This is a genomic window from Streptomyces cavernae (assembly GCF_004023625.1).
In the GTDB taxonomy this organism is placed as follows: Bacteria; Actinomycetota; Actinomycetes; order Streptomycetales; family Streptomycetaceae; genus Streptomyces; species Streptomyces cavernae.
Window position 1 is genome coordinate 242,364 of the sequence record NZ_RPDJ01000005.1, and the last position, 15,518, is coordinate 257,881.

Consider the following 15,518-nt stretch of genomic DNA (forward strand, 5'->3'; position numbering starts at 1 on the left):
GACCAGAAGCAATCGAGCTCAAGGCATGCTGAGCGGCAGAAATGGACACGTCAAGACATCGGGCAGCCTCATGTCCGATACATCCGGGGGGTGCAGGGCTCGCTGATCACCGTGTGGTGGTTTGCGCTTGTCGTGCTCCAAGTACCCCGGGCTCAACCCCGACGGCGGCAGGGAACGCCTCTTCCTCACCAGATCGACGGCAACTTCGGCACACCCGCCGCGATGATCGAGATGCTGGTGTACTCGCGTCCCGGCCGTGTCGAACTGCTGCCCGCGCTCCCCGGCGCCTGGGCCGCGTCCGGATCGATCACGGGCGTGGGGGTGCGCGGTGGCTTCACCGTCGACATGAGCTGGAAGGCCGGGAGGCCGACCGAGGTCACGGTGACGAGTGTCGGCGGCCGGACGACAACGGTGGCCTACGGGAAGAGCTCACGGAAGCTCACCCTGTCTCCCGGCCGGTCCGTGACCTTGCGCGACCTGGGGCGGTGAACCGGTGCGTCGTCACACTCCTCGGGCGGCCGTGCCGCGGCTGCTGCGCAGACTCGCCGTACCGGTCGTCGCGTCGGCCGCCGTGGCGCACCTGTTCACCGCACCCACAAAGACCGCACCCACGGAGACTGCACCCACGGAGACTGCAGCAACGGAGACCGCAGCAACGCAGGCAACGGCCGCGGCGGCGTCGGCCGCGACCCACGACATCGTCACCTGGGGCGCGAGCGCCGATCGCATGGGTGAGGCGGCCGCGGACCGCAGCTACCGGCTCGTCGTGCGGACCAGCGCCGGCGGCACCGACCTGCGCGTGCGCCTGTCCAACGCCTTCGGCGACCGGCCCGTGACGTTCGGCCGTGCGTACGCGGGCGTGCAGAAGGAGGGCGCCGCCCTGGTGCGGGGCAGCAACCGGCGGCTGACGTTCGGCGGTGAGCGGACCGTCACCGTGCCGGCCGGTGCGACCGCGCTCAGCGATCCACTGCCCGGACGGCTGCCCGCCGCGACCTCGCTGGTGGTCAGCCTGTACACGGCCGAGGCCGGCGGCCCGGCGACGGGTCACGGCATGGCCATGCAGACCTCCTACACCACGACGGGCGACCACGTCGCGGAGGAGGGCCCCGACAACTGGACCGGTACCACCGGCTCCTGGTTCTACCTCGACGCCGTCACTGTACGGACCCGCTCGGACACGGGCGCGGTGGTCGCCCTGGGCGACTCCATCACCGACGGCTGGCAGTCCAGCACCGACAAGAACCGCCGCTGGCCCGACTACCTTGCCCGCCGCCTCCGGGCCGACCCGGACACCCGCATCGAGGGAGTGGCCAACGAGGGAATCTCCGGCAACAAGGTTCTCGCCGACGGAGCCGGGCAGAGCGCCCTGAACAGACTCGAGCGCGACGTGCTCGCCCACCCCGGGGTCCGCACGGTCCTCGTCTTCGAAGGCGTCAACGACATCAAGGCCCACACCGGGGTCACCGCCGGGGACCTGATCGCCGGGTACCGCCGGATCATCGACCGGGCGCACGCGGCGGGCGTGTGTGTGGTCGGGGCCACGGTCGGGCCGTTCAAGGGCTGGTACGAGTGGGACGCGCAGGCCGAGGCCGTACGGCAGGAGGTCAACGAGTTCATCCGCAATGGCGGCGAGTTCGACGCGGTGACCGACTTCGACCGCATCCTGCGCAGCCCCTACGACCACGAGCGGCTCCTGCCGTTCTTCGACAACGGCGATCACATCCATCCAAACGACACCGGCATGCAGGCATTGGCGGACTCGGTGCGGCTGGAGGACCTCTCCTGCGACCGCCGAGCCCCCTGAACCCGACTCCCAGGCACGGCTCCGGGGCTCTACGGCTCCACGGCGGAGCGGGCGAATGCGGCGACAACCGCAGACGCCCGCGTCCGTCAGGGAGAGGAAACGTCAGGGATAGGGGACCTCAGGGAGAGGGGATATCAAGGGGAGGCGACATCAAGGCGAGGAGACCTTCAGGCCTCGCAGCCGCCCGATGTTGTCGAACGACCCGAAGCCCACCCTTCCCGAGGTGAGGGTGGTGTCGACGGCGGTCATCAGAGGCCGCTTCGAGCCGTCCACGTAGACCGCGATCTCGCCGTTGCTCGCGCAGCGCACCACCCGCACCTTGTGCCAGTCGGCGTCGGTGATGGCCGGCGGGGCGCCCGTCCTGCCGTTCCACTGGTCGTCGATTCGCACCCGGTCCGCGTCGTTGACGACGAAGATGCCGTTGTGCGGATAGATCGTGTTGTCCGAGGACAGATGGACGTAGGAGAACTTCGTGTCCGACTGATACCCGAAGACGAGGATCACGTCCCGGTTGGTGATCTCCACCGGGGTGTCGAGCCGCACTTCGGCGTCGATCCGCACGTCGCCCTGCTCAGGGCCGGCCGTCAGCACGGCGTACTCGAAGGGGCGGCGCGGCCCGGGGCGCTGGACTCCGGCCTCGGCGAGGACGGCCTCGCGGCCCGGGAACCGCCACTTGGACGGGGTGACGGGGGCCCAGTTCCTGCCGTCCATGACATGGGTGAGCCGGGAGCCGTCGGTGTCGCAGGAGGCGAACTTCCGGGTGCCGGTGACCTTCCAGATCTTCCCGTTGGCCTTGGAGAGCAGATACAACTCGCCCTTGGCGTCCCGCCCGAAGTGCAGGTCCACCCGGGTGTTCCCGGCCAGGTCCCGCATGGTGACGCGCTTGCCGCTCGCGTCGTACAGCGACAGGTCGTACAACTGCGCCAGCTTCTTGCTGCCGCGCCGCATGTCCTTGGTGTCGGCGAAGAGCAGACGGCCGTCGACGATGTCGCCGAAGACATACTTGCCGCGCAGCTCGGGCAGGTCACGGCCGCGGTAGACGAAGCCGCCGACGACGGCCCGGCCGACGTCGGAGGTGCAGTTCCAGTCGGCGGGCGGGTCGTGATCGTAGGCGGCGACGGGATACGTGTAGCCGTACTTCTCGTCGTCCTCGGGAAGGGGGAGGATCTGGTCGCAGGGGTTGGCGGCGGTCTTGTCGTAGACGAACGCGCCTTCGCGTTCGCTCCAGCCGAAGTTGTCGCCCGCGCGCACCTCGTAGACGGACTCCACGGCGTGCTGCCCGATGTGACCGAGGTACATGCGGTGGCTGCCGGCGGGGTCCCAGCTGAAGCGGTGCGGGTCGCGCATGCCGTACGCGTAGATCTCGCCCAGCGCGCCGGGGGTGCCGGTGAACGGGTTTCGGGCCGGGATCCCGTACTTGCCGTTGGCACTGTTGGTGCCGCGCGGGTCGATGCGCAGGATCTTGCCGTGCGGCAGGGAGAGGTCCTGCGGTTCGGCGTTCCGGACGCCCTGACCGCCGTCGCCGACGGCCACGTAGAGCAGACCGCGGTCGCGATCGAGGGGACCGGCGGTGGGGTTGAAGTCGATCTGCTGGATGCCGTGGATGGTGCCCGCGAAACCGATGCGGAGGATCTCGCGGCGGGTGCCCCGGAAGGTGTCGGCCGAGGGGTCGTCGGCGGTCCACTCGGTGATGATGCCGTGGTAGACGCTCGCCGCCTGCTGCCGGAAGTCGGGTACGGCGGTGGTGACGGAGGCCAGTTCGGTGTGGACGGTGTAGAAGCGGCCGTTGCGCTTGAAGCCGGGGTCGAAGGTGACGAAACCGAAGCCCTGGCCGAGGCCCCTGCTGGCGAAGAAGGCGGGGGAGAAGGTGGCGGCGATGTCCAGGTAGACCTGCGGGCTGCCGCCGTCCTTGACGAAGTACAGCTTGCCGTTGAGGTCGGGCACGGCCTTCCGGCCGGAGCCGTCGGGCAGTTCGCTGAGGTAGTTGATGCGGGCCTGCCGCACCAGCCGTGGGTCGGTGACCGGACCGGGCAGCGGCTCGGTCTTCGGGAAGGAGGCGTACTCCTCGACGGTCAGTCCGATGCCGGAGGCCGCGGGCCGCTCGGGGATGGGATCGGTGATCGGGCCGGCGGCGGCGCGCGCCGTGCCGGGGAGGGAGACGAGGGCGGACAGTAACAGCGCGAGGATGACGAGGGGGGTCAGCAGTAGGGCTCTCGGTCTGGCATCGGGAGATGGGACCATGGGTGCAACTCCTTTGTCGACGTGCGTCGTTGCCGGGATCGTCAGTGGCCGGTCACCGGCCGGTACAGGTCACCGGACCGTGCTGGTCGCCGGACCGCGCTGATCACCCGCCCGTGCCGGTCACCAGCCCGTCCCGGTCACCCGCCGGTACTGGGCCCGGATCCGGTCGCCGCTCACCGCGCTGTCCAAGAACATGAGGCTGTCCATGCGGCAGTCGCAGGGATTGCGCTCGGCTGTGTTCTGCGGGAAGCTGCCGCCGATCTTGATGCCCCGCGGATCGGTCGGTGAGGCGCGGTGCGGGCCCGGCCCCGAGAGGTCCCAGGGGTCGCCGGGAACGGTGTAGAAGCCGTCCAGGCGCTGCCCGTTGCGGTACAGCGCCATGGCTCCGGTGCCGAAGTCGAAGGTGGCGGCGAGGAAGACCCATTCGCCGACCGGCAGCAGGGTCCGCCAGTCCTGCGAGGCGGCGAAGGTCTGCGAGCTCCCCCCGTCGACGCGCCGGCCGAGGGCGACCAGCCGCAGTTCCCCGTTCACCTCGATGATCTCCAACAGCCCCCGTACGGCGTGGCCGTCGGAGTCCCCCGACAGCACCCCGGCCAGGCCGACGGCACCGTAAAGGTCGTCCGGGGACGCCGAGTTGCTGTTGGGGCTGGGATTCGGGCCGGTCATCTTGTACCAGCCCATGACGGTCATGCCGTCCACCGCGTTGAAGGCCCTGAGCGTCGGCACACCGGAAGGCCCGTACACGCCCGCCTTCCAGTCGTCGTTGCCCTTGGCCTCCGGGGTGACCTGCCGCACCTGGAGCGAGGTCCGGCTGCCGCGGTGCGCCCCGTCCTTCGTGCGCATCCGGGCCCCGCCGCCCACGAGGTCGATGTCGGTACGGGAGAAGCCCAGGTCCCGCTCCTTCGCCGGGTTGCCGCGCACGGGGTGCTCGAAGTCGTAGTACGCCGCCAAGTGGGGCCACAGCGCCGGATGCACGGGGCTCTTGCCGGTCAGTCCCGGGCGGCCCCCGGCCTCGGTGGGCGCCACCCGGCCCCCGGCCTCGGTGGGCGCCACCCGGCCCCCCGCTTCGGCGGGCGCCACGGTGAGGGTGGTCACCGTGGCGAGGGTGGTCAGGAAGGCGGCGAAAGCCGTGACCGTGTTCCTCTTGCGTCGCATGAACTTCTCCTTGGAGTCATCGGCGTGCGGGCCGGCCGCCCAGATACAGCTCGCCGAGCTGCGGGTCGGCTAGCAACTCCCGTGCCGGGCCCGCGATATGGACCCGCCCGAGGTCGAGGACACAGCCGGTGTCGGCGGCCTCCAGGGCGCGCCGCGCGTTCTGCTCGACCAGCAGGACGGCGGTTCCCGCGTCCCGCATCCGCACGATCTGCTCGAAGACCACACCGGTCGCCTTGGGGTCGAGGCCCATCGACGGCTCGTCGAGGAGCACCACCCGGGGTTTGACCATCAGCGAACGAGCGAACTCCACCTGCTTCTGCTGGCCGCCGGAGAGCAGCCCGGCCAGACTCGTCCACCGCTCGGCCACGACCGGGAAGAGGGCGCGCACGAAGTCGGCCCGTTCGGCGATCAGTGCCTTGTCCCGCAGGGTGTAGCCGCCGAGCAGGACGTTCTCGGCGACCGTCATCTCCCGGAAGACGCTGTGCCCCTGGAGGACATGGGCGACTCCGGCGGACAGCATCCGTTGCGGTCCGTGGCCGGTGAGGTCCTCGCCGTCGACGAGGATCCGGCCCGAGCGGGGGACGAGCAGCCCGCTGGCGACCTTCAGGACGGTGGACTTGCCCGCGCCGTTGGGTCCGACGAGGCAGACGATCGCCCCGGCCGGCACGCGCACCGTCAGCCCGCGCAGGACCAGCGCGGCCCGGCCGTATCCGGCCCGGACGTCGTCGAGTTCGAGGAGGAAAGCAGGGCCGGAACCGGGTTCGGAATGGGAGTGGGAGTCAGACGCCAAGGTATGCCCCGAGGACTCGTTCGTCGGACTGGATGACCGAGGGCGGGCCCTGTGCGATCGGCCGACCGCGGTCGAACACGACGACGTGGTCACTGAGACTCATGACCATGTCCATGTTGTGCTCGACGATCAGGAACGTCCGTCCCTCGGCGTTGAGTTCGCGTACCAGGTCACAAATGCGGTCGATGAGCGCCGGGTTGACCCCGCCCGCGGGCTCGTCCAGCAGGATCAGCTCCGGCTCGCTCATGAGCACACCCGCGAGTTCCAGCAGCTTCTGCTGTCCCCAGGAGAGCTGGCGGGCCTCCGCGTGCTCCAGGTGCTCGATGCCCATCCGGGTCAGCCAGTAACGGGCCCGCTCGGTCTCCTCCCGCCCTCCCGAGCGACCGAGCTGCCCGGTGAGACCGCGTGGCCGGACGGCGGCGAGGAGGTTGTCCAGCACGGTCAGCCGGGGGAAGACCCGGCAGAGCTGGAAGGAGCGCCCGAGGCCGGCACGGGCGATCCGGTGCGGGGGCCTGCCCGTGAGGTCCCGGCCGCGGTACGTGACGCGGCCGGAGTCCGGACGGATCATCCCGGTGACACAGTTGAAGAAGGTCGTCTTTCCCGAACCGTTCGGCCCGATCAGGGCGTTGACCTTGCCGTGGTGGAAGGTCACGGTGGCGGAGTCGAGCGCGGTGACCCCGCCGAAGGCTTTGGTGAGCCCGGTGGTCGCGAGGCTCGGCTCGGGCTCGCTCTCAGGTGCTGCTCCGCTCACTGCTCACCTCCGTCGTGTCGTTTTCCTCGCGCCGCTCCCGCAGTTCCGCGGCGGTCACTTCCCGGATGGAGGTCTCGCCGGTCCTGCGGAACCGGCCGAGCAGGGCGGTGGCGGCCGGGATGACCCCGTCCGGCATGAACGTCACGACGACACCGAGGAGCAGTCCCGCCACGACCAGGTGCAGCGGGGTGTCCCCGAACTCGACCTTGGCGTATTCCAGGGCGTACCCGACGACCAGCGCCCCGAGCAGCGGCCCGTAGAGATTGCGGACGCCCCCGAGCAGTGCCATCAGGACCATGTACGCCCCGCTGAGGATGGAGAACTGGAAGACCGGGTCGAGATCGCCGAACCACAGCGCGTAGAGCCCGCCGGCCAGCGCCGTGAAGGTGGCGGAGACCACGAACACCACCAGCTTGTACGTGAAGGTGGGTGTGCCCAGGGACTGGGCCTTGTCCTCGTCCTCGCGGATCGCCTTCAGCCCCATGCCGAACCGTGAGCGGTCGATGACCCACCAGACCAGCAGGGCCACCGCGAGCAGCGCCAGGAAGAGGAAGTAGAAGGTGCGGTGGTGCTCGGAACGCAGCATGCCGGGGAACGGCCGCGGTACCACCAGTCCCCGGGAGCCACCGGTCAAGGACGCCCAGGACTGGAAGACCAGCAGCAGGATCAGGACCAGGGCGATGGAGACGATGACGAAGGAGGCGCCGCGCACCCGCAGCGCCGCGTAGCCGACCGGTACGGCGAGCGCGGCGACCACGGCCGCCGCGGCGAACAGCGCTGCGAAGGGCGGGAGTTCGGCCTTGGTGACCAGCAGTCCGGTCCCGTAGGCGCCGAGTCCCGCGAAGGCCCCGTGGCCGAGGGAGATGTAACCGGTGAAGCCGCCGACGAAGTTCCAGGAGGTGGACAGCACCGCGTAGTTGAGGATGGCGATGCCCACGGTGATCTCGTAGGGGCTCGGGGCCATGGACGGGAAGGAGAGGGCCAGGGCGACGGCGACGAGCAGGACGCCGAGACGGAGCCACCTGGTGTCAGAACCGCTGCGCAAGCCGCCCCCCGAAGAATCCCTGGGGCCTGACGGCCAAGGTGGCGAAGAGCGCGACGTAGAAGACGGTCTGCGCCCACGTGGTGGAGAGTTCCAGTTGCAGCAGGCTCTGGAGCATGCCCAGCGTCATCGCGGCGATGGCCGCTCCGGGTACGCTGCCCAGTCCGCCGACGACGATGATGGCCATCAGCGGGCCGATCCAGTGCCAGTGCAGTGACGGGTAGATGGTGGTGTCGAGGGAGAGCGCCGTGCCGCCGACGGCCGCCGTGGCGAGGCCGAGCCCGAAGCCGTACCCGGCGATCCGGTCGGTGTCGATACCGAGCAGCCGGGCCGCGTCGGGGTGCTGGATGGTGGCCCGCAGCGCCTGGCCGAACCGGCTGCGCTTCATCAGGACGTACAGCCCGAGCAGGGCGAGTGCCGCCATGCCGAAGGCGATCAGCTTGACCACCGCGATCCGCGCCCCGAAGAACTCGATGGACGCGGAGCTGTAGCCGAGCCGGATACGGCGCTGGGTGCCGCTGAACGCGTACCCGAGCAGCCCCTCGATGACCAGGGCCACCGAGAAGGTGAGCAGCACCGACATCATGGTGAGCGTCGCCGGGCGCAGGCGGGTCAGCAGCAGCCGCTGCATGACGACCCCCGCGGCGAAGAACAGCGGCACGGTGACGAACAGGGTGAGCAGCGGGTCGACACCGATCTCCCGGTGGGCGTACCAGGCGAGGTACGCGGCGAGGATCAGGAAGGCCGAGTGGGCGATCATCACGACGCGCATCACGCCGAAGTAGAGGGTGAGGCCCGCCGCCAGGAGGGCGTACAGCCCGCCCAGCAGCACACCGAGGACGACGCTCTGGAAGACGAGGCTCGCGGAAGGCATGCCGGCCTCACCACTTCGGCTTCGGGTAGATCAGATCGGCTTCCTTCTGCGCGTCGGGGAGCACGATCTGGATCTGCCCGCCGACCCACTGCTGGATCATGTGAGCGCTCTGCGGACGGCCCTTGTCGTCCCACTTCAGTGGCCCGACGACGGTCTCCACGGTATTGCCGCGCAGCCACTCGACCAGCTTCTTCTGGCAATCGGGGTCCTGGGAGGCGCACTTGGCCGCCTCGACGGCCGCCGCGACCACCTGGCCGGTGGTGTAGGCGTTGGCCTCGTCCTCCTCGGGGGCCTTGCCGAACTGCTCGGTGTACTTCTCGACGAACTCCTTGTTGCTCGGGTAGTCGGCCTTCTGGGTGTAGCCGGTGGGCGCGAGGATGCCTTCGGTCTTGTTGCCGATGGCCTTCGCGAACTCCGGTTCGGTGGGTGCGGTGGAGAAGGCGGCCATCTTCGGCTGGTAGTCGAGCTGTTGGAGCGCGACGATCAGGTTGACGCCGTCCTGGTACTGGGTTCCGCCCACCACCATGTCGGCCTTCGAGTCGGCGATCTTGGCGGCGATGTTGCCGAAGTCGGTGGTGTTGGGCGGGTAGACCTCGTCGGCGACGGTCTTGACCCCGCCCTTCTCGAGCTTGTCCTTCAGCCCGTTGGCCGTCCCCTGCGCGAAGGGGTCGTCCATCGCGGCGTACGCGACCGTCTTGGGACGATCGCCCTCCGGCATGGCCAGGATGTACTCGGCGAGGTGGTTGTAGTGGTCGTTCGCGACGGCCGGAGCGGCGTAGAAGAGGTTCTTGAAGCCCTGCTGGAAGACCTCCGGGGCCGCTCCCGCGGGTTCGACGAACAGCATCCCGTATTCCTCGGCCACGCGCGCGGACGGGACGACGAGCCGGGTGGAGAACGGCCCGAAGACCAGATCGACCTCGTCCCGGCCGATCAGTTGCTCGTAGTCGGAGACGACGCGGTCGGCGTTGGACTGGTCGTCGAGGATCTTCAACTCCACCTTGCGGCCGAGGAGTCCGCCGTTGTCGTTGACGATCTTCGCCCAGGCCTTGTAGCCGCGTTCGACGCCCTTGCCGGGTTCGGAGAAGTCCCCGGTGAGCGGTAAGGAGACGCCGATCACTATGGGATCGTCGGCCGAGTCCCCGGAACCGGACCCGGACCCGGAGATGCAACCACTGGTGACGAGCACCAGGGCGAGCGTTCCGGCGGCGATCCCTCCGTGCGTACGGCGAGTACGGTGCGTTCTGCTCATCGCTTGACACCCCTCGTGACATCCGTGTGGTGGCGATCGGGCCCGCGGTAGACGTAGCGCGAGGCGTCGGCGGACGCGGGATCGGGGCGCGGTGCCTCCGCAAGGGCCCGTACGAGGCCGTGGTCGGGGGAGAGCGCGCAGGCGGGGTCGGTGCGGGCGGCGTCGCCGGTGAGCGCGTGGGCCTGACAGCGGCAGCCGCCGAAGTCCGCCTCCCGGCGCGGGCACTCACCACACGGTCCGCTCATCCAGTCCGTGCCGCGGTAGCGGTTGAAGGCCGGGGAACTGTTCCAGATCCACTCCAGGGATCGGTCGCGTACGTTCGGTGCGTCCAGCCCGGGCAGGGCGCCCGCCGCGGGGCACGGCAGGACGACGCCGTCCGGGGCGACGGTCAGCGAAACCGCTCCCCAGCCTCCCATGCACGGCTTCGGCACCCCGTCGAAGTAGTCCGGCACCACCCACACCAGTTCGGTGCTGTCCCCCAGTTGCTTCCGCCGGCGCTCCACCGTCTCCTGGGCGCGGGACAACTGGTCACGGGTGGGCAGCAGCGTGGTGCGGTTGCGCAGGGCCCAGCCGTAGAACTGGACGTTGGCCAGCTCGATCCGTTCGGCGCCCCAGGCCACACCGAGGTCCACGATGTCGTCGATCGCGTCGAGGTTGTCGCGGTGGAGGACGACGTTGAGGCCCAACGGCAGTCCCGCGTCGCGTACGACGGCGGCGGCCCGCTCCTTGGCCGCGTAGGACCGGCTTCCGGCGATCCGGTCGGACGCCGCCGAGTCCGCGTGCTGCACCGACAGTTGGACGCTGCGCAGTCCGGCGGACGCGAGCTCGGACATCCTCGGCTCGCTCAACCCGACTCCGCTGGTGACCAGTTGGGTGTAGATCCCGGCCGACTCGGCAGCGCCGACGATGGCCGCCAGATCGGGCCGGAGCAGTGGCTCGCCACCGGAGAGATGGGTATGGACGACGCCGAGTTCTCCGGCCTGCCGCAGTACGTCCTCCCATTCCTCGGCGGACAGTTCCCGGGAACGGCGCACGAGTTCCAGCGGGTTGGAGCAGTAGGGGCAGTGCAGCGGGCAGGCGTGGGTGAGTTCGGCCAGCAGGGCCCACGGAGGCGGTGGCGGCGGTAAGGGCGGTGGCAGTGGCCGAGAGGTGTCCGGTCCGGACGGGTCGGTCATCGCAGCCAGCCCTCCTCGCGTACCCGGTCGAGGAACCGGGGGACTTCGGCCGCCACGGGCGCGCCGGGGAAACGGGCCGCCAACTCGTCGACGATCTCGCCGACCTGCCGGTGGCCGTCGCACAGCCTCAGGACGTCCGCCGCCCGGCCACTGAGGACCACCACGCGTTCCGGCAGGACCAGCAGGTCCGTCCGGCGTACCCGGTCGTGGCGGAGCACGACCGAGCGCGCCAGGGCCGGCCGCCATCCGGTCACGGCCGCTCCTTCCCGTCGGCGTGGTCGATCGCGTCCAGCAGCGACCACAGCACGTCGCACTTGAAGGCGAGGGCCCCCACCGCGCGCTCCTGGTCGGCCTCGGTGCGCGCCCAGTCCAGTACGAGGCCCAGCGCCTCCGCGCTGTCCCGGCGCCCCTGGGGCTCGCGGGAGCGGAAGTACGCGAGCCCGTCGGGGTCGATCCACCGGTAGTGGCGTTCGAAAGCGGCGATGCGGGTGCGCATGATGCCCGGTGCGGACAGCTCGGTGAGCGATGCCGCCACGGCTTCCAGCGGGGAGCGGAGCCGGCAGAAGTTGACGTATCCGTCCACGGCCAGCCTTACGCCGGGCAGCACTCCCTCGCCGGACAACAGCTCGGAGCGGTCGATTCCCGCTGCCTCACCCAGTCGCAGCCACCGCTCGATACCGCCCTCACCCTCGCTCCGGCCGTCGTGGTCCTCGATCCGCCGGAGCCACATGCGGCGGAGCCGCGGGGTGTCCAGCTTGGCCAGGACGAGGGCGTCCTTCACGGGGATGTGCCGCTGGTAGTGGAAACGGTTGAGGATCCAGCGGCGCAGCTCGTCCGGGCTCAACTCGCCTTGGTGCATGCGTACGTTGAAGGGGTGGCGGTCGTGGTAGCGGTCCCGGGCCACGGCTCTGAGCCGGTCCTCGAACGCTGCCTCCGTACTCGTGCCGATGCCTGTGCTCACAGTTGGATCACCATTCCGTCTCCGGCCACCTCGATGCCCCGGCCGGCCAGTTGCTCGTGCTGCGGTGCGCTCGGATCGACGAGGGGGTTGGTGTTGTTGAGGTGGGTGTAGAGACAGCGGGCCCTCAGCGGCGCCAGGCGCTCCGCGGTGCCGCCCGGCCCGTCGATCGGGAGATGTCCCATGCCGGTCGCGGTGCGTGTGGAGATGCCCGTGCGGCGAGGCTCCTCGTCGTCCCAGAACGTGCCGTCGACGATCACACAGTCGGCTTCGGCGACAGCGGACTGCAGGGCGTCGGGCCAGGCGGCCAGCGCGGGGGCGTAGACCGCCTTCGCCCCGGTGGCGCGGTCGGTCAGCAGCAGGGCCACGACCCAGGGATCCCCCGCGGAACCGGGGAGATCCGCCGCGTAGCGCGGCCGCTTGGCGGAGACCGGGATCGCGCTGATCGTGACCGCGCAATCAGGGGCATCAGCGGAATCGGGGGAGCCGGGGGAGTCAATGGCGAGTGGTTCGGGTTTTTCGAGAGATGGTTCCCGCCAGGTGAGCGGGGTGTACGGACCGATGACGGCCTCCAGTCGCAGCCGGGTGAGCAGTGCCTCGCGTACGGGCCGGGTGGCGAGCAACTCCAGGCCGCCGGCACCGGCCTCGCGCAGCCGGGCGATACCGAGGGTGTGGTCGAGTTCCGCGTCGGTCAGGATCAGTCCGGCGATCGGGGTCCGTCGTGAACCGGGGCCGGGGTGCAGGGCCGGGCAGTTCTCGATCTGGTCGCCGATGTCGGGGGTGGCGTTGACGAGATACCAGCGGTCCTCCGACGCCTGTACGGCCAGTGAGGCGTGGCGGCGGCGCCAGTGCGGGTGAGCGCGTGCCCCGGAGCAGCCGGGGCACGCGCAGTTCCACTGGGGTACGCCTCCGCCCGCCGCAGTGCCGAGCACCTGCAGCAGCACGGCGGCGGACTAACGGTTGTTCAGGGCGTAGGCGGTGACCTCCAGAGCGGTCTCGACGACCGCGTAGTCGGGGGTCTGCCAGGCCGGAGCCTCGCTGCCCATGGGGTGTGCCTGAGGTTCAGCCTGAGTTACGGATTCGGTCATGAGCCGTGCCTGCCTTCCGATGTGGGATACCGGTGTGCCTGGCGGCCGCGTGTGGTGCTCTGTTGCAGAATCGCCAGCCGAGCCAGCCGGGTCAATGGGTCGGCACAAAAGTGCTCCGATCTATCTTTGGCTGAATCTGGACGTCCCAAGGTCGGCCGGGCGTGGGTCACTTGCCATCTCTCCTGTTAAGAGGGTGATGGGCGTCGGAACTTGCACCGAAGGTATGAACCTTTGGCTCTAACTCCCCTTGACCCTCCACTGCATACGTCCTACCTTCTACCTTCCAATGAGCTGACGTCTCATCAGATTCCGTGCCAGCCACGGATATCCGACACCCCCCACCCGAGGAGCTCGCCCATGCGCGGATTCCGAACCATCACATCGGCCGCAGCCGCGGCGGCACTGACCGCCGGTCTGCTCGGCGCGGCGGCCGGCGCCGGAAACGCCACGGCCCGCGGCGACAGCGCAGCCGACAGCGGCATCGACTCCGTCCCCTCGGCCATCCGCACGGTCTCGTCCGGCTGGACCATTCCGTGGGGCCTGAGCTGGCTGCCCGACGGATCGGCGCTCATCACCGAACGGGACTCCTTCAAGCTGTTCAAGCTCACCCAGTCCGGCACCAAGACCTCGGTCGGCACGGTGCCCAACGTCGTGACCACCAACGGTGAGGGCGGCCTCCTCGGCGTAGCGGTCTCACCGAACTGGAACAACGACCGCTACGTCTACCTCATGCACTCGGCGGCCTCCGACAACCGCATCGTCCGGATGAAGTACGACGGCACGTCGCTCAGCGGTTACAAGGTCCTGGTCACCGGTATCGCCAAGAGCAAGTACCACAACGGCGGGCGCATCAAGTTCGGTCCGGACGGCTACCTCTACGCCACCACCGGTGACGCACAGAACACCAGCCTCGCCCAGGACAGGAACTCCCTCAACGGCAAGATCCTGCGGATGACGACGGACGGGAAGGCCGCTCCCGGCAACCCGTTCGGCACGCTCGTCTACTCCCTCGGCCACCGCAATCCCCAGGGCATCACCTGGGATGCCCAAGGCAGGCTGTGGGAGGCCGAGTTCGGCAACAGCAAGTACGACGAGCTCAACCTGATCGAGTCCGGCAAGAACTACGGCTGGCCGACCTGCGAGGGCAACTGCTCCACCTCCGGAATGACCAACCCCAAACGGCAGTGGACCGTCAGCGAGGCCTCCCCGAGCGCGGTCGCCTACGCCGACGGCGCCATCTACATGGCGGCCCTGCGCGGCGAGCGGTTGTGGCGGATCCCGGTGAGCGGCACCAGCGCCGGGACCCCCGCCTCCTACTACGTCGGACAGTACGGCCGGCTGCGCACGGTGGAGCAGGTCCCCGGCAAGAACTCCCTCTGGCTGTCCACGACCAACGCCGACAACAACGGAGGCGAGCCGGACGGCGCGGACAAGGTGTTCCAGGTGGACCTCAGGTAACGGCCGGGGCTCGGACCGCGTAACCGTCCCTCGCCGGGAGGGGGGAGGGGGCCGTTTCCGGCGAGGTGGTCACCGAGCGGGCGCGCGATCGCGCGCCCGCTCGGTGGCGTTCGCTCAAGAGCACTTTCCCTCAAGAGCACTTTCCCTCAAGAGCACTTTCCCTCAAGAGCACGTTCCCTCAAGAACACGAATGAGACTCAATCCCGCGACGTGGCGCTCCCGGTCTCGTCCGGGTGGAGGGCGTCGAGGATGAGATTGAGGCCGAACTCGAACTCGTCGGCGTAGTCGTAGCCGGGCTTGAGAACGTGCTCGGCCGCCAGCTCGGTGAGGTGGGGGTAGGTGTCGGCGGGCATCTCGCGCAGGATGGCGCCCGCGACCTCCTCCAGCTCCGCGGCGCCCTTGAACGGCAGGCTCAGCTCCTGGAGCACGAAGCCGTACAGGTAGCTGTCGATCAGCGAGATGGCGTGCGCGGCCATCGGGACGGAGAATCCTCCGGCCCGCAACGCCCCGATGACGGCGTCGTGGTGGCGCAGGGTCGCGGGGCCGGGCTGGGAGCGGGAGTCCATCAGGCCGATGGCCCAGGGGTGGCGCCTCAGGACGGCACGGGCGGAGTCCGCGCGGTGGCGCATGGCCCTTTTCCAGTCCGTGTCGCGCGGCGGCAGGTCGATCTCGCCGAACACCGCGTCCACCATGCCGTCGAGGATGTCCTCCCTGCCCGCCACGTGGTGATAGAGCGACATCGCCTCGACTCCCAGCGGTTCGGCGATGGCCCGCATGGTGAGCGCGGCCACCCCCTTCTCGTCCGCCACCGCCACCGCCGTACGAATCACGCGCTCGCGACTGAGCGGAGTGCGCGCCGACGCCCCGCGCCGGCGGCCCTTGCCTCCCTCGCGCATCCGCCCCTCCTTCTGGCTCCTCGCCCGCTCCTCTTGA

The 15,518-nt window shown here is 69.7% G+C and carries 15 protein-coding genes and 1 pseudogene; 3 read left to right on the forward strand and 13 right to left on the reverse strand.

Translation table 11 applies throughout. The features are described from left to right. Window positions 1–189 precede the first annotated feature (189 nt). A pseudogene (locus EF387_RS15650) lies at window positions 190–489 on the forward strand (glycoside hydrolase family 95-like protein); the annotation flags it as partial. A gap of 4 nt (window positions 490–493) precedes the next feature. Beyond that, entirely contained in the window at window positions 494–1,804 is a 1,311-nt protein-coding gene (locus EF387_RS15655; protein ID WP_128377150.1) for an SGNH/GDSL hydrolase family protein, read from the forward strand. Window positions 1,805–1,954: 150 nt separating this feature from the next. On the opposite strand, the gene EF387_RS15660 is transcribed toward EF387_RS15655, so the two are convergent. The 12 genes from EF387_RS15660 to pqqA all read right to left on the reverse strand — a co-directional run bounded on the left by EF387_RS15660 (window position 1,955) and on the right by pqqA (window position 13,127). Further along, a complete protein-coding gene (locus EF387_RS15660) occupies window positions 1,955–4,045 on the reverse strand; it encodes a PQQ-dependent sugar dehydrogenase (protein ID WP_128377151.1) in 2,091 nt (696 codons plus the stop codon). A gap of 120 nt (window positions 4,046–4,165) precedes the next feature. Beyond that, window positions 4,166–5,200 carry a LamG domain-containing protein gene (locus EF387_RS15665; protein ID WP_238431535.1) on the reverse strand — a complete coding sequence of 345 codons (1,035 nt, stop codon included), beginning with the start codon at window positions 5,198–5,200 and terminating at the stop codon, window positions 4,166–4,168. Between the two features lie 16 nt (window positions 5,201–5,216). Then, on the reverse strand, window positions 5,217–5,990 hold the full coding sequence (locus EF387_RS15670) for an ABC transporter ATP-binding protein (RefSeq protein ID WP_128377152.1): 774 nt from the start codon (window positions 5,988–5,990) through the stop codon (window positions 5,217–5,219). Continuing rightward, entirely contained in the window at window positions 5,980–6,741 is a 762-nt protein-coding gene (locus EF387_RS15675; RefSeq protein ID WP_128377153.1) for an ABC transporter ATP-binding protein, read from the reverse strand. The genes EF387_RS15670 and EF387_RS15675 overlap by 11 nt, the downstream gene beginning before the upstream one ends. Next, window positions 6,722–7,786: a branched-chain amino acid ABC transporter permease gene (locus EF387_RS15680; RefSeq protein ID WP_202918274.1), complete on the reverse strand. Its 1,065-nt coding sequence runs from the start codon at window positions 7,784–7,786 to the stop codon at window positions 6,722–6,724. The genes EF387_RS15675 and EF387_RS15680 overlap by 20 nt, the downstream gene beginning before the upstream one ends. Beyond that, complete coding sequence (locus EF387_RS15685) at window positions 7,770–8,657, reverse strand: branched-chain amino acid ABC transporter permease (RefSeq protein ID WP_128377154.1); 888 nt, start codon at window positions 8,655–8,657, stop codon at window positions 7,770–7,772. Before EF387_RS15685 ends, EF387_RS15680 begins: the two co-directional genes overlap by 17 nt. Window positions 8,658–8,664: 7 nt before the next feature. After that, the gene (locus EF387_RS15690) at window positions 8,665–9,906 is read right to left on the reverse strand and encodes an amino acid ABC transporter substrate-binding protein (RefSeq protein WP_128377155.1); all 1,242 of its coding nucleotides are present in this window, start codon (window positions 9,904–9,906) and stop codon (window positions 8,665–8,667) included. After that, complete coding sequence (gene pqqE, locus EF387_RS15695; protein ID WP_128377156.1) at window positions 9,903–11,081, reverse strand: pyrroloquinoline quinone biosynthesis protein PqqE; 1,179 nt, start codon at window positions 11,079–11,081, stop codon at window positions 9,903–9,905. Before pqqE ends, EF387_RS15690 begins: the two co-directional genes overlap by 4 nt. Further along, a complete protein-coding gene (gene pqqD, locus EF387_RS15700; protein ID WP_238431536.1) occupies window positions 11,078–11,335 on the reverse strand; it encodes a pyrroloquinoline quinone biosynthesis peptide chaperone PqqD in 258 nt (85 codons plus the stop codon). The genes pqqE and pqqD overlap by 4 nt, the downstream gene beginning before the upstream one ends. After that, window positions 11,332–12,042 (reverse strand): pyrroloquinoline-quinone synthase PqqC, encoded by a 711-nt coding sequence (pqqC, locus tag EF387_RS15705; RefSeq protein WP_128377158.1) that lies wholly within the window; start codon window positions 12,040–12,042, stop codon window positions 11,332–11,334. The genes pqqD and pqqC overlap by 4 nt, the downstream gene beginning before the upstream one ends. Next, window positions 12,039–12,983: a pyrroloquinoline quinone biosynthesis protein PqqB gene (pqqB, locus tag EF387_RS15710; RefSeq protein WP_128377159.1), complete on the reverse strand. Its 945-nt coding sequence runs from the start codon at window positions 12,981–12,983 to the stop codon at window positions 12,039–12,041. The genes pqqC and pqqB overlap by 4 nt, the downstream gene beginning before the upstream one ends. 9 nt (window positions 12,984–12,992) lie before the next feature. After that, on the reverse strand, window positions 12,993–13,127 hold the full coding sequence (pqqA, locus tag EF387_RS15715) for a pyrroloquinoline quinone precursor peptide PqqA (protein ID WP_128377160.1): 135 nt from the start codon (window positions 13,125–13,127) through the stop codon (window positions 12,993–12,995). Window positions 13,128–13,484: 357 nt separating this feature from the next. Here pqqA and EF387_RS15720 point away from each other — a divergent pair, with 357 nt between their 5' ends. Further along, window positions 13,485–14,585 (forward strand): PQQ-dependent sugar dehydrogenase, encoded by a 1,101-nt coding sequence (locus EF387_RS15720; protein ID WP_128377161.1) that lies wholly within the window; start codon window positions 13,485–13,487, stop codon window positions 14,583–14,585. Window positions 14,586–14,782: 197 nt separating this feature from the next. On the opposite strand, the gene EF387_RS15725 is transcribed toward EF387_RS15720, so the two are convergent. Then, on the reverse strand, window positions 14,783–15,481 hold the full coding sequence (locus EF387_RS15725) for a TetR/AcrR family transcriptional regulator (protein WP_202918275.1): 699 nt from the start codon (window positions 15,479–15,481) through the stop codon (window positions 14,783–14,785). Between the last annotated feature and the right edge of the window lie 37 nt (window positions 15,482–15,518).

Excerpts from the sequence above, each read along its gene's own strand:
- pqqE (WP_128377156.1), bottom strand. The coding sequence starts at position 11,081 with ATGACCGACCCGTCCGGACCGGACACCTCTCGGCCACTGCCACCGCCC.
- EF387_RS15720 (WP_128377161.1), top strand. The coding sequence starts at position 13,485 with ATGCGCGGATTCCGAACCATCACATCGGCCGCAGCCGCGGCGGCACTG.
- EF387_RS15725 (WP_202918275.1), bottom strand. The coding sequence starts at position 15,481 with ATGCGCGAGGGAGGCAAGGGCCGCCGGCGCGGGGCGTCGGCGCGCACT.
- EF387_RS15690 (WP_128377155.1), bottom strand. The coding sequence starts at position 9,906 with ATGAGCAGAACGCACCGTACTCGCCGTACGCACGGAGGGATCGCCGCC.
- EF387_RS15685 (WP_128377154.1), bottom strand. The coding sequence starts at position 8,657 with ATGCCTTCCGCGAGCCTCGTCTTCCAGAGCGTCGTCCTCGGTGTGCTG.
- EF387_RS15665 (WP_238431535.1), bottom strand. The coding sequence starts at position 5,200 with ATGCGACGCAAGAGGAACACGGTCACGGCTTTCGCCGCCTTCCTGACC.
- EF387_RS15660 (WP_128377151.1), bottom strand. The coding sequence starts at position 4,045 with ATGGTCCCATCTCCCGATGCCAGACCGAGAGCCCTACTGCTGACCCCC.
- pqqA (WP_128377160.1), bottom strand. The coding sequence starts at position 13,127 with ATGACCGAATCCGTAACTCAGGCTGAACCTCAGGCACACCCCATGGGC.